Origin of the sequence: Pelomonas candidula (assembly GCF_043555985.1) — a bacterium.
In the GTDB taxonomy this organism is placed as follows: domain Bacteria; phylum Pseudomonadota; class Gammaproteobacteria; order Burkholderiales; family Burkholderiaceae_C; genus Pelomonas; species Pelomonas candidula.
Genome location: NZ_JBIGIC010000001.1, coordinates 294,549 through 307,420, shown reverse-complemented (window position 1 = coordinate 307,420; position 12,872 = coordinate 294,549). Strand labels below are relative to the sequence as shown.

The following is a 12,872-nucleotide window of genomic DNA, read 5'->3' as shown; positions in this document are numbered from 1 at the left end:
GAAGGCGCTGATGCGCCCCCTCGGGGGGCAGTGAGCAAAGCGAGCGTGGGGGCTTCATGACTTCAGGCCTCTTCCTGGAATGCGGCGAGCGCGGCAGCGATGTCGGCTTCGCTGGCTTCGCGCTGCACGGGCGCGTCGGCGGTCAGTGCGACCGCGCCGTCCTTCTTCAGCCTTGCGACCCACTGGCCGGCGTCGCGGCCCTGCTCGAAGGCCTGGCTTTGCAGCAGCAGCTCGCCGCCGGCCGAGAGCAGCTTGAAGTAGAACTTGCCGTCGGCCTCGCGGTACTGCTTGAACACCGGCAGCGCGGCCTTCTCGGCCTTCGCGATGGCGGTGGTCGCCGTCTGCGTGTACGGGCGCAGGCCCACGGCCTCGCGCAGCGTCTTCAGGAACGGGATGGCGATGGCGCGGGCCTTGGCGGCGCCGGCCTGCAGGATGGCCTCGAGCTGTTCGGGGTGGGCCATCAGCTCGGCGTAGCGGGCGCGCATCGGGCCGATCTGGCCTTCGATCTGCGCCACGAGTTGCTGCTTGGCCTCGCCCCAGCCCAGGCCGCCGCGCAGCGCGGCGCGGAAGGCGGCGCGCTCGTCGGGCGTGGCGAAGGCATCGAAGATCGTGACCAGCGCCTGGCCTTCGGGGTCCTTGGGCTCGCCGGGCAGCTTGCTGTCGGTGACGATGCGCGCGACGGCTTCCTGCAGGGCCTTCGCGCCGCCCTCGAACAGAGGAATGACGTTGTCATAGCTCTTGCTCATCTTGCGGCCGTCCAGGCCGGGCAGCAGCTCCATCTCGGCGTCGGTCACGGCCTCGGGCAGCGTGAACAGGTCCTTGCCCTGACCGAACAGGTGGTTGAAGCGCTGGCCCACGTCGCGGGCCATCTCGATGTGCTGGATCTGGTCCTTGCCCACCGGCACCTTGTGCGCGTTGAACATCAGGATGTCGGCGGCCATCAGCACCGGGTAGCTGAACAGGCCCAGGCTCACGTTGGCATCCGGCTCCTCGCCGGCGGCGACGGCGGCGTCCACGGCGGCCTTATAGGCATGGGCGCGGTTCATCTGGCCCTTGGCGGTCACGCAGGTCAGCAACCAGGTCAGCTCGGGAATCTCGGGGATGTCGCTCTGGCGGTAGAAGGTGACGCGCTCGGCATCCAGGCCGGCGGCCAGCCAGGTGGCGGCGATGGCGCGGCTGGAGCGGGCGATGCGGTCCGGCTCATCGCATTTGATCAGCGCGTGGAAGTCGGCCATGAAGAAGAAGCTCTCCACGCCGGCCGTGCGGCTGGCGGCGATGGCCGGGCGGATGGCGCCGACGTAGTTGCCGAGGTGCAGGGTGCCGGTCGTGGTGATGCCGGTCAGGACGCGCGAAGACATTGTTGTGGGCCGAAACAAGAAGTCAGGCCCGGATTGTGGCGGCTGTTGCCGTCAGCTCCGCTTCCGCGTTGGCGGTGCCGCCACCGATGCCCGCCATGTCACGGAGATGTCGAACTGGCGCGACACTGGCAGCTCCAGCTCGTAGCAGCGGTTCAGCAGCCAGTTCAGGCCCGCCAGCGTGACCTCGTGGCTGGGGATGTGCACCGACGTGAGGCGCGGCGCGGCGAACTCGGCGCTGGGCGAGTCGTCGTAGCCCAGCACCGACACCTCGTGCGGCACCGACACGCCGCGCTCCTGGAAGTGGGCGAGCAGGCCGATGGCCATCTCGTCGTTGGCGCAGAACACCGCGGTGGGCAGGCGCTTGAGCTTCAGCAGCGTGTCGGCTGCGTCCCAGCCAGCCTGGTTGGAGAAGTCGCCCGGCACGGTCAGCACCTTGGAGACGTCATGCCCGCGCAGCGCCAGCTCGCCCATGAAGCCGGCCAGGCGCGCCACGTTGTCGGGCGACGTCGTCGGGCCGGAGATGACGGCGATGTCCTTGTGCTTGTGCTGCAGCAGCGCGCGCGCGGCCTGCACGCCGCCCTGCACGTGGTCGGCCGTGAAGCACTGGTCCTTGATGCGGTCGAAGTGCCGGTTCAGCACCACGACCTGGCGCGCGGCCGGGCCCAGCGCCTTGATGTCCTCGTCCTGGATCGCGTTGGACAGCACGATGAGGCCGTCGCAGTCGCGGTCCAGCAGGAAGCGCATGCCGTCGTTGGTCTCGACGCGCTCGTCCTCGATGCCCTCGCCGAACGCGACGACCATGTGCAAGCCCTTGCCGCGCAGCACCAGGTCGATGACGCGCAGGATGGGCGTGTAGTAGGTGCCGCGCAGGAAGGGGATGTAGACGCCGATCAGCTTGGATGTGCCGGCGCCGAGCGACCGTGCCGTCTGCGACGGACGGAACTTCAGCTGGGCGATGACCTTGCGCACCCGCTCGGCCGTTGCCGGTGCGACGGAACCGTTTCCGCTGATGACGCGCGACGCGGTGCCCACGCCCACGCCCGCCAGTCGCGCCACATCCTTGATCGTTGCCATTCGCCCTCTTGCGTTCTCTGAGGGCGCATTGAATCACAGGGGGCAGAGGGGCGGATCGGCGGGTTCGGGCAACCGTGGCTGCTCGGTCTTCTCGGCACCGCTCAGCCCACCGCCGACCGGCCACCAGGGCCTGGCTTCGTGCGTGCTGAACTGGCACGGCCCTGCCGGCCACGGGAAGGACAGCCGCCCCGTGAAGCCCGGCCAGGCCGGCTCGCCGGCGGCGGGCGCGACGAGCAGGTCCGCCAGGCCCGTGCCCTCGCTGCCAGGCAGCCAGGCGGCGATGAAGGCGTCGCTCTTGTTGGCCAGGTCGTTCACGTACAGCGGCCGGCCCGAGTACAGCAGCGTGATGACGGGCTTGCCGTGGCCACTCACGCGCTGGAGCACGGCGAGGTCCTCGGGATGGCGGCGGCTGTGGCGCAGGCTCTCGGTGATGCGCACGTCGCCCTCGCCCTCGGCATAGGGTTGCTCGGCCAGCACGGCGACGACGGCGTCGAAGCGCGCCGGGTCCTGCGTCGTGCCGTCGGGGTCGAACGTCACCTGGGCCGCGCCCAGGCGCTGGCGCAGCGCGGCCAGCAGCGTCGTGGCCTGTGGATAGTCGGCGTTGCTCGTGTCGCGGGCCTGCCAGGTCACGCTCCAGCCGCCGGCCTGGCGCTTCACGTCGTCGGCCGCAGCGCCGACGACCAGCACGCGCGCCGTGCGCGGCAGCGGCAACAGGCCCGGCTTGCTCTTCAGCAGCACGAGAGACTCGCGCACCGCTCGACGGGCCAGTTCGGGTTCCTGCATTGCCTCGACCGTGGCGGGCACGTCGGTCGATACCGACAGGCTGAACTTCACGCGCAGGATGCGACGCGCGGCGTCGTCGATGCGGCTCATCGGGATGCGGCCCTGCTCGACGTCGCGTAGCGTGTTGGCGTAGAAGGCCTTCCACTTGAACGGCACCATGACGATGTCGATGCCGGCATTGATGGCGGCGGGACAGTCCTCGGGGGCGCAGCCCGGCAACTGGCCGATGCCGTCCCAGTCGCTCACCACCAGGCCGTCGAAGGCCAGGCGGTCTTTCAGCACGTCGGTCAGCAGCGTCCTGTTGCCGTGCATCTTGCCGTGCTCCACGTAGCCGGCGCTGTCGGTCCAGCTGCTGAACGAGGCCATCGCGGTCAGCACGCCGGCGTCCAGCGCGCCGAGATAGCCAGCGCCGTGGACCTGCGCGAGCTCGGCCGGCGAGGCGTGCGCCACGCCCTGGTCGATGCCGCGGCGCGTGCCGCCGTCGGCGATGTAGTGCTTGGCCGTGGCCAGCACGCCGCGGCCGTCCTTCAGCCCGTCCTGCAGGCCTTCGACCTCGGCCTGGCCGAGGCGCTTCACGAGCGCCGGATCGGCGCCGAAGCTCTCGTAGGTGCGGCCCCAGCGCACGTCCTGCACGACGGCCAGCGTCGGCGCGAAGGTCCAGTGCAGGCCGGTCGCGCGCACGGCGCGGGCGGTGGCACGGCCGATGTCGCGCACGAGGTCGGCATCGCGCGTGGCGCCCAGGCCGATGTTGTGCGGGAAGAGCGTCGCGCCGCGCACGTTGTTGTGGCCGTGCAGGGCGTCCGTGCCCCACAGCAGCGGGATGCCGGGCGTGGCCTGCAGTGCCGCGGCCTGAAACTGCTCAGACAGCGCGCGCCACTGCGCCGGCGTGGCGGCGCGGTCCATGCCGGGCCAGCCGCCGCCGCCGTTCAGCACGGTGCCGATGGCGTACTCGCGCACCTCGTCGGGCGTGATCGTGCGGATCTCCGGCTGCGTGATCTGGCCGATCTTCTGGCGCAGGCTCAGGCCCTTCAGCGCGGCGTCGCGATGCGGCTGGCGGGCGGGCCAGGCCTGCACGATGGCATCGGTGTCGGCTGCGTTGGCGCCGGTGCCGGCCAGCGCCAGCAGGCTGGCGAAAAGAAGGGTGTTGCGGTTCATCGTCGTCTCGGGTTGGGGCCGCGACGGTAGGTGTTGGGGAAATGAAACGTCAATCCCCGGGCGACTTCGGTTGACAACCTTGCGCGCGCCGAATTAGATTTGCGTCGCGTTTGGAACCGGTTCCATTTTTTCGGTAAATTCCTGGCCTGGCCAGCGAGGGATTGCCGTTGCGGACCGCCCGACCAGCGAACAAGACGAACCAGGAGACACACCCCATGCCTCGCCATTCCCTGCGTGCCCGAGAGCACGCCCTCACCCCCATCGCGGCCCTGTGCGCCGGCCTGATCAGCGCGTCGGCGCTGGCCCAGACGGCGCCGACCGGCGAGCAGAAGCTCGAGACCGTCACGGTGACGGGCTTCCGCGCCAGCCTCGAGTCCTCGATCAGCACCAAGCGCAATGCCGATGCCATCGTCGAGGCCATCTCGTCGGAGGACATCGGCAAGCTGCCCGACGTGTCCATCGCCGACGCGATCTCGCGCCTGCCTGGCCTCACGGCCCAGCGCGTGGCGGGCCGCGCGTCGGTCATCAGCATCCGCGGCATGGCGCCGCGCTACGGCGTGACGCTGCTGAACGGCCGCGAGATCGTCTCCACGGGCGACAACCGCTCGGTGGAGTACGACCAGTTCCCCTCCGAGCTGATCAACGCCGCCACGGTCTACAAGACGCCCGACCCCAGCCTGTCGGCGCAGGGGCTGTCCGGCACCATCAACATGAAGACGCTGCGGCCGCTGGACTTCAGCACCTCGCAGGTGGTGCTCGGTGCGCGCCTGGAGCGCAACTCCAACGGCTCGCTGAACCCCGAGATCTCGGGCACCGGCAACCGTCTCAGCGCCTCGTGGGTCACGCAGTCGACCGACCGCACCTGGGGCGCGGCGGTGGGCTTCGCCCACCTGGATTCGCCCAACCAGGAAAAGCACTACAAGAGCTGGTGGTGGGCCAACACCAACAACTGGGGCTCGCCGCTGCCGGGCACGCCGACGGATTCGGTGGCGCTGCAGGGCTTCGAGCTGGGCGCCGCTTCGTCGCGCCAGAAGCGCGACGGCCTGATGGGTGTGCTGGAGTACAAGCCCGGCAACGGCTTCCACAGCACGCTGGACCTGTACTACTCCAGGTTCAACCAGACCGAGGCACGCCGCACGGTGATGTCGGACATGTCGGTGTGGTCCGGCGCGAGCTGGAGCAATGCGCAGACGACCGTGGTCAATGGCGACAAGCTCGTCACGAGCGGCAACGTCCTCAACACGACGCCCGTGGCGTTGACGACCTTCAACCAGCGCAAGGACGACATCCGCGCCATCGGCTGGAACAACGAGTTGAAGCTGGCCGACTGGAAGCTGGCGGGCGACCTGAGCTGGTCCAAGGCCAAGCGCGACGAGCAGAACGCCGAGGTGGAGGCCGGCTCGTTGAGCCGCGTGGCGTTGAACAACGCCCACATCGTCACCGGTGACGGCCGCTCGACCTTCGCGCCCAATTTCGACTTCTCCGACCCCAAGTCGGTCTACCTGACCGACCCCGCCAACTGGGGCCGCGATGGCCGCAGCCAGTTCCCCCACGTGCGCGACGAGATCAAGGCGCTCAAGCTCACCGCGGGCCGCAGCTTCGAGGGCTGGTTGAGCAGCTTCGAGGGCGGCGTGGACTATTCGGAGCGCGACAAGTCCATGAACCGCACCGAGGTCTACTACAACCTGAAGAACAACCGCACGCCGGTGCTGATCCCCAGCAACCTGCTGCGCGAGCCGACCGACCTGAGCTTTGCCGGCAGCAACATCCGCATGGTCAATTTCGACCTGCCCAGCGTGCTGGGCCTTTATGACTCGGCGCCGTCCTCGGTGGACCAGGCCCCCGGCCGCATCTGGGCGGTGCACGAGCAGGTCACGGCAGCGCATGCCAAGCTGGGCTTCGAGTTCGAGGCGGGCGTGCCCTTCCACGGCAGCCTGGGCCTGCGCGTCGTGCACGCCAAGCAGTGGAGCGACGGCCTGCTGTGGAACCCCGTCACCAAGGCCAGCGACCCCACCACCGGCGGCACCAGCTACACCGACACGCTGCCCACCATCAACCTGTCGGCCGACCTGGCCGACAACACCATCGTGCGCTTCGGCCTGGCCAAGGTGCTGGCGCGCCCGAACATGGAAGACATGCGCGCGGGCTTCTCGAACATCAGCGTCAGCAGCACGGACCGCACCTGGTCGGCCAGCGGCGGCAATGCCAAGCTGGAGCCGTGGCGTGCAGACGCGGTGGACCTGTCCGTCGAGCATTACTTCAGCAAGCGCAGCTACGTGGCGGCCGCGGCCTTCCACAAGCACATCAAGAACTTCGTCTACTCGCGCTCCATCCCGTTCGACTTCACCGGCTTCCCCAACCCGACGACCTACACGCCGATCAGCAACATCGGCCTGCTGAACACGCAGGCCAACGGCAACGGCGGCATGATCGCCGGCACCGAGCTGAGCGGTTCGCTGGACGCGGGCCTGATCGGCCCGGCCTGGGACGGCATCGGCATCACAGGCAGCGTTTCCAACACGCGCAGCTCGCTGCACGAGGACAACAACATCAACAACCCGCTGGACGGCCTGTCGGGCATCGCCACCAGCCTCAGCCTCTACTACGAGCGCCACGGCATCTCTGCGCGCATCGGCAGCCGTCATCGCTCGGCCTTCGTGACGACGGTGCGTGGCACCTTCGGCGAGAACGTGCCGAGCAAGATCGAGGCCGAGACCATCATGGATGCACAGGTTGGCTACGCCTTCGAGGAGGGCGCCTTCAAGGGCTTGTCTCTGACGCTCCAGGTCAATAACCTGCAGGACCGGCCGTACCGCACGCGGGTGGGCATCTCGACGGGTGCCAAGGACCCCAACGCCACGCTGCCCGAGCGCTACACCTCTTATGGGCGCCAGTTTCTGCTGGGCGGCACGTACAAGTTCTGAAATCTCGCCAAGCGCTCTACTTTCCCGACCCCGCGCCGGCCTCGTGGCCGGCGCCCTCACATCCGACCCATGAGCTTCAACAACGCCCCGACCCGCCAAGACTTCCCCGCCGACTTCCGCTGGGGCGTGTCCACTTCCTCGTTCCAGATCGAAGGCGCTGGTCAGGAAGATGGCAAGGGCGAGTCGATCTGGGACCGTTTCTGCCAGCAGCCCGGTCGCATCCGCGACGGCTCCAACGGCAACGTCGCCTGCGACCACTACCACCGCTACCCGCAGGACCTCGACATGGCCAGGCAGCTGGGTGTCAACGCCTACCGCTTCTCGATCGCGTGGCCGCGCATCCTGCCCACGGGGCGTGGCGCCGTGAACGAGGCCGGCCTGGCCTTTTATGACCGTCTCGTCGACGCGATGCTGGAGCGCGGCCTCGACCCGTGGTGCACGCTGTACCACTGGGACCTGCCGCAGGCGCTGCAGGAGCAGGGCGGCTGGCTGACGCGCGACACCGTCGCCGCATTCCTCGAATACACCGACGTCGTCACCCGCCGCCTCGGCGACCGCGTCAAGCACTGGATCACGCACAACGAGCCGTGGTGCTCCTGCATGATGGGCTACTGGGAGAACATCCACGCGCCCGGCGGCACCAGCCTCGCCGACGCGCTGCAGGCCAGCCACCACGTGCTGCTGTCGCACGGCCAGGCGGTTTCCCTCATCCGCAAGAACGTGCCCGGCGCCGACATCGGCATCACGCTGAGCCTGCACCCCATCACCGCCGCGTCCGACAGCGCCGCCGACCATGCCGCGTTGAAGCGCCACGATGGCCTGCGCAACCGCTGGTTCCTGGACCCGCTGTTCGGCCGTGGCTACCCGGCGGACACGCTGGCGCTGGTCGGCGACGCCGCCCCCACCGTGCTGCCCGGCGACCTCGAAGCCATCGCCACGCCGACCGATTTCCTGGGCGTGAACTACTACTTCCCCGAGATGGTCAAGGACGACCCGGCCGGTGGCCCGATGCGTGCCAGCCTCGTCGAAAAAGAGGGCGTGGAGCGCACCGGCTTCGGCTGGGAGGTGTCGCCGCAAGGCCTGGTCGACCTGCTGAGCCGTGTGCAGCGCGACTACAACCCCGCCGTCATCCAGCTGACCGAGAACGGGTCCACCTTCGAGGATGTGCTGACGCCCGAGGGCCGTGTGCACGACAAGGAGCGGCTTAGCTACCTGCAGCGCCACCTCGCCGCGCTGAAGCAGGCCGTGGATGCCGGCGTGCCGGTGAAGGGCTACTTCGCCTGGAGCCTGCTGGACAACTTCGAGTGGGCCGAGGGCTATCTGCGTCGCTTCGGCCTGGCCTACGTGGACTACGCCACGCAGCGCCGCATCCTGAAGGACAGCGGCCTCTGGTATGGCCAATTCCTGAATGAATGATTAACAGATTGGCGGCCGCATTCAGCAGAGAACAAGCGGTTTCTAAATGAAATATTACAGGGTCCTCCCTCAGGCGCGCCGCGACGCGCCGGGAGACACTGCGCCTCGCCGCCCACAAGACTCGGAGACAAGATGAAGTACCCCCGTCACGCGCTGGCCGCCGCCGCGCTGCTCGCCGCCACGGCCTTGCCGGCCTCTGCCCAGCTGAAGGCCGAGGTCATCCACTGGTGGACCTCCGGCGGCGAATCCGCCGCCGCCAAGACGCTGGCCGACGCCTACAAGGCCCAGGGCGGCCTCTGGGTGGACACCGCCGTCGCCCTGGGCGAGCAGGCGCGTTCCGTCGCCATCAACCGCATCGCCGGCGGCAACCCGCCGACGGCCGCGCAGTTCAACACCACGCAGCAATTCCGCGACATCGTCGACCAGGGCTATCTGAACAACGTCGACGCCGTGGCCCAGCGCGATGGCTGGGACAAGTTCCTGCCGGAGACGGTGCTGCAGGCCATCAAGGTCAAGGGCCACTACTACGCCGCGCCGGTCGACATCCACAACATGTCGTGGTTCTGGTTCTCCAAGGCCGCCTTCAAGAAGGCCGGCATCGCGGAGGAACCCAAGAGCTTCGACGAACTCTTTGCCGATCTGGACAAGCTCAAGGCCGCCGGCCTCGTGCCGCTGGCCCACGGCGGCCAGCCCTGGCAGGACGGCATCGTCTTCACCGCCGTGCTGGCCCACTACGGCGGGCGCGACCTGTACCTGAAGGTGTTCCGCGACCGCGACCCCAAGGCCATCATGGGCGAGGACTTCAAGAAGGTGCTGCTGGCCTTCAAGCGCCTGCAGAGCTACACCGACAAAGGCTCGCCGGGCCGCAACTGGAACGACGCGACGGCCATGCTGATCAGCGGCCGGGCCGGCGTGCAGATCATGGGCGACTGGGCCAAGGGCGAGTTCGCCCAGGCCAAGCAGGAGGCCGGCAAGGACTACCTGTGCGCGCCGGGCTTCGGCCCGCACGCGCCCTACATCATCCAGGGCGACGTGATGGTCTTCCCCAAGACCGACAAGCCCGACCAGATCAAGGCCCAGCAGTTGCTGGCCAGCGTCATCACGCAGCCGGCCACGCAGGTGGCCTTCAGCATGAAGAAGGGTTCCATTCCCATCCGCACCGATGTGGACGTCTCCAAGATGGACGTCTGCGCACAGATGGGCGTGGCCGCGATGAAGGACAAGTCGCGCCACCTGGCCAACGGCGAGATCTACATCACGCCCGACCAGAACGGCGCGCTGCAGGACGTGCTGACCAGCTACTGGAACCGCAACATCCCCGTCGAGAAGGTCCAGAAGGACATCGTCTCCGCACTCAGGAACTGATCCGATGAAGCGTCGCGGTCTCGCGGCCTGGGGAGCCTTGCTGCCCCTGGCCGCCATCGTTCTCGTCGGCTATGTCGGCACCGTGCTGTGGACGTTGCGCACGTCCATGTCCACGTCGCGCACGTTCCCGAACAACGACTTCGTCGGCCTGCAGCAGTTCGAGCGCCTGCTCGACAACGAACGCTGGCAACTGGCCATCCACAACCTCGCCATCTACGGTGTGCTCTACATCGTCGCGGCGATGCTGCTGGGCTTCCTGCTGGCCGTCTTCGTCGACCAGAAGGTGCGTGGCGAGGGCGTGCTGCGCACGGCCTTCCTGTACCCCTACGCGATGTCCTTCGTCGCGACCGGCCTGGTCTGGCAGTGGGTGCTCAACCCCGACAGCGGCTTGCAGAACGCGATGCAGCAGCTGGGCTGGAAGACGTTCCAGTTCGACTGGATCGTCGACCAGGACATGGTGATCTACACCGTCGTCATCGCCGGCACCTGGCAGGGCGCCGGGCTGGTGATGGCGCTGATGCTGGCCGGCCTGCGCGGCATCGACGAGGAGATCTGGAAAGCCGCACGGCTGGACGGCATCCCGACCTGGCGCGTGTATCTCTCCGTCGTGCTGCCCATGATGGGCCCGACGCTGGCGACCGTCTTCACGCTGCTGGCCACCGGCGTCGTCAAGGTGTTCGACACCGTCGTCGCGATGACCCAGGGCGGCCCCGGCACGGCCAGTGATGTGCCGGCCAAGTTCATCATGGACCATCTGTTCGGCCGCGCGAACCTGGCCCTGGCTTCGGCCGGCGCCGTGATGCTGCTGATCACCGTGCTCGCCCTCGTCGCGCCGCTGGCCTACGTCCGCAGCCGTCAGAAAACCCAGGGAGGCCACTGATGGGCAAGCGCAAAGCAACGGCCCTCTGGGCCCGCGTCGGCGTCTACGCCTTCCTGCTGTTCGCGGCGGCCTTCTTCCTGCTGCCGCTGTACGTCATGCTGACGACGTCGTTCAAGACCATGGACGAGATCCGTCTCGGCCAGATCTTTGCGCTGCCGTCGAGCATCACGTTCGACGCCTGGCGCGCCGCGTGGAGCGAGGCCTGCACCGGCGTCAGCTGCGAAGGCGTGCGCGGCGGGTTCTGGAACTCCGTGACCATCGCCGTGCCGTCCGTCGTGCTGCCCATCCTGCTGGGCGCCATCAACGGTTACGCGTTGAGCTGGTGGAAGCCCAAGGGCAGCCAGTGGCTGTTCGGCGTGCTGATGATGGGCGCCTTCATCCCCATCCAGGTGATGATCTATCCGCTCGTCAAGCTGGAGGCCGCCGTCGGCATCTACAGCAGCCTGCCTGGCATCGTCGTCGTGCATCTGGTGTTCGCCATGCCCATCATGACGCTGCTGTTCCGCAACTACTACGCAGGCCTGCCGGCCGAGCTGTTCAAGGCGGCCCGCGTGGACGGCGGCGGCTTCTGGCGCATCTTCGTGCAGCTCGTGCTGCCGATGAGCACGCCCATGCTGATCGTCGCGGCCATCATGCAGATCACCGGCGTGTGGAACGACTACATCCTGGGCCTGACCTTCGCCGGCCGCGACAACCTGCCGATGACGGTGCAGCTCAACAACGTCATCAACACGACGACCGGCGAGCGCCTCTACAACCTCAACATGGCGGCCACCATCCTCACGTCGGCGGTGCCCCTGTTGGTCTATCTGATTTCTGGCCGCTGGTTCGTCCGTGGCATTGCTGCGGGAGCGGTCAAGTGAGTGGTGTGAACATCCAGGGCCTGAGCATCAAGTTCGGGTCCAACGAGGTCATCAAGGGCCTGGACCTGCAGGTCCACGAGGGCGAGTTCCTCGTGCTGCTGGGCCCGTCGGGTTGCGGCAAGTCGACGCTGCTGCACAGCATCGCCGGCCTCATCGACGTCAGCGGCGGCAGCATCCACATCGGCGGCACCGACATGACTGATGCCGAGCCCTCCGAGCGCGGCATCGGCATGGTGTTCCAGAGCTACGCGCTCTACCCGACGATGACGGTCGAGAAGAACATGAGCTTCGGCCTGCGCGTGGCCGGCACGCCGAAGGCCGAGATCGCCCGCCGCGTCGACAAGGCGGCGAACATGCTGCAGCTGACGCCGCTGCTGAGCCGCAAACCGGCGCAGTTGTCCGGCGGCCAGCGCCAGCGCGTCGCCATCGGCCGGGCGCTGGTGCGCGAGGCCGGCGTGTTCCTGTTCGACGAGCCGCTGTCCAACCTCGACGCCAAGTTGCGCGCCGAGCTGCGCCGCGAGCTGAAGCTGCTGCACCAGACGCTGGGCAGCACGATGATCTACGTGACTCACGATCAGGTCGAAGCCATGACGCTGGCCTCGCGCATCGTCGTCATGAAGAGTGGCGTCATCCAGCAGATCGGCACGCCGGCCGAGGTCTACGAGACGCCGGCCAATCTGTTCGTCGCCGGTTTCCTCGGCGCGCCGGCCATCAACCTCGTGCCGGCCAAGGTCGGTGCGGATGGTGTGACGGTGGACGGCGCGCTGCCGCTCAAGCTCGCTGCCGGCCGCGTGAAGCCGGGCCAGGACGTCGTGCTGGGTGTGCGGCCCGAGCATGTGCGTCTGCAGCCCGACGGCCGCTGGCGCGCCACCGTGGAGCTGGTGGAGCCGATGGGCAACCACCAGGTCATCTGGATGAAGTCGGGCAGCCAGGGCTTCTCGGCCCTCGTGCACGACGGCCGCCGCATCACCGCCGGCGAGACGCTGGCCTTCGACATCGACGAAACCCTGCTGAGCGTCTTCGACGCCGCCAGCGAACTTCGACTGAGCTAAGC

9 protein-coding genes are annotated in these 12,872 nt (G+C 68.1%); 6 read left to right on the top strand and 3 right to left on the bottom strand.

The window, feature by feature from the left end; genetic code table 11:
- Positions 1 to 62: 62 nt before the first annotated feature.
- Genes ACG04R_RS01530 through ACG04R_RS01520 form a run of 3 tightly spaced genes read right to left on the bottom strand, consistent with a single transcriptional unit; the run spans position 63 to position 4,370 of the window.
- Positions 63 to 1,358: a tryptophan--tRNA ligase gene (locus ACG04R_RS01530; protein WP_394405881.1), complete on the bottom strand. Its 1,296-nt coding sequence runs from the start codon at positions 1,356 to 1,358 to the stop codon at positions 63 to 65.
- A gap of 51 nt (positions 1,359 to 1,409) precedes the next feature.
- Positions 1,410 to 2,432, bottom strand: coding sequence for a LacI family DNA-binding transcriptional regulator (locus tag ACG04R_RS01525; RefSeq protein WP_394405879.1), 1,023 nt, complete (start codon positions 2,430 to 2,432; stop codon positions 1,410 to 1,412).
- Between the two features lie 33 nt (positions 2,433 to 2,465).
- On the bottom strand, positions 2,466 to 4,370 hold the full coding sequence (locus ACG04R_RS01520; RefSeq protein WP_394405877.1) for a glycoside hydrolase family 3 protein: 1,905 nt from the start codon (positions 4,368 to 4,370) through the stop codon (positions 2,466 to 2,468).
- Positions 4,371 to 4,585: 215 nt separating this feature from the next.
- Between ACG04R_RS01520 and ACG04R_RS01515 the strand changes: the two genes are divergently transcribed.
- From ACG04R_RS01515 to ACG04R_RS01490, 6 genes are all read left to right on the top strand, one after another.
- Complete coding sequence (locus ACG04R_RS01515) at positions 4,586 to 7,294, top strand: TonB-dependent receptor (protein ID WP_394405875.1); 2,709 nt, start codon at positions 4,586 to 4,588, stop codon at positions 7,292 to 7,294.
- Between the two features lie 69 nt (positions 7,295 to 7,363).
- The gene (locus ACG04R_RS01510) at positions 7,364 to 8,710 is read left to right on the top strand and encodes a GH1 family beta-glucosidase (RefSeq protein WP_394405873.1); all 1,347 of its coding nucleotides are present in this window, start codon (positions 7,364 to 7,366) and stop codon (positions 8,708 to 8,710) included.
- Positions 8,711 to 8,842: 132 nt separating this feature from the next.
- Complete coding sequence (locus ACG04R_RS01505; protein ID WP_394405872.1) at positions 8,843 to 10,075, top strand: ABC transporter substrate-binding protein; 1,233 nt, start codon at positions 8,843 to 8,845, stop codon at positions 10,073 to 10,075.
- Between the two features lie 4 nt (positions 10,076 to 10,079).
- Positions 10,080 to 10,955, top strand: coding sequence for a carbohydrate ABC transporter permease (locus ACG04R_RS01500; protein ID WP_394405870.1), 876 nt, complete (start codon positions 10,080 to 10,082; stop codon positions 10,953 to 10,955).
- Positions 10,955 to 11,818 carry a carbohydrate ABC transporter permease gene (locus ACG04R_RS01495; protein ID WP_394405868.1) on the top strand — a complete coding sequence of 288 codons (864 nt, stop codon included), beginning with the start codon at positions 10,955 to 10,957 and terminating at the stop codon, positions 11,816 to 11,818. Before ACG04R_RS01500 ends, ACG04R_RS01495 begins: the two co-directional genes overlap by 1 nt.
- Positions 11,815 to 12,870, top strand: a complete 1,056-nt coding sequence (locus tag ACG04R_RS01490) for an ABC transporter ATP-binding protein (protein ID WP_394405867.1) — start codon at positions 11,815 to 11,817, stop codon at positions 12,868 to 12,870. The genes ACG04R_RS01495 and ACG04R_RS01490 overlap by 4 nt, the downstream gene beginning before the upstream one ends.
- Positions 12,871 to 12,872 lie beyond the last annotated feature (2 nt).

Coding starts and splice junctions, on each gene's coding strand:
- ACG04R_RS01505 (WP_394405872.1), top strand. CDS start 8,843: ATGAAGTACCCCCGTCACGCGCTGGCCGCCGCCGCGCTGCTCGCCGCC.
- ACG04R_RS01500 (WP_394405870.1), top strand. CDS start 10,080: ATGAAGCGTCGCGGTCTCGCGGCCTGGGGAGCCTTGCTGCCCCTGGCC.
- ACG04R_RS01530 (WP_394405881.1), bottom strand. CDS start 1,358: ATGTCTTCGCGCGTCCTGACCGGCATCACCACGACCGGCACCCTGCAC.
- ACG04R_RS01510 (WP_394405873.1), top strand. CDS start 7,364: ATGAGCTTCAACAACGCCCCGACCCGCCAAGACTTCCCCGCCGACTTC.
- ACG04R_RS01520 (WP_394405877.1), bottom strand. CDS start 4,370: ATGAACCGCAACACCCTTCTTTTCGCCAGCCTGCTGGCGCTGGCCGGC.
- ACG04R_RS01515 (WP_394405875.1), top strand. CDS start 4,586: ATGCCTCGCCATTCCCTGCGTGCCCGAGAGCACGCCCTCACCCCCATC.
- ACG04R_RS01525 (WP_394405879.1), bottom strand. CDS start 2,432: ATGGCAACGATCAAGGATGTGGCGCGACTGGCGGGCGTGGGCGTGGGC.
- ACG04R_RS01495 (WP_394405868.1), top strand. CDS start 10,955: ATGGGCAAGCGCAAAGCAACGGCCCTCTGGGCCCGCGTCGGCGTCTAC.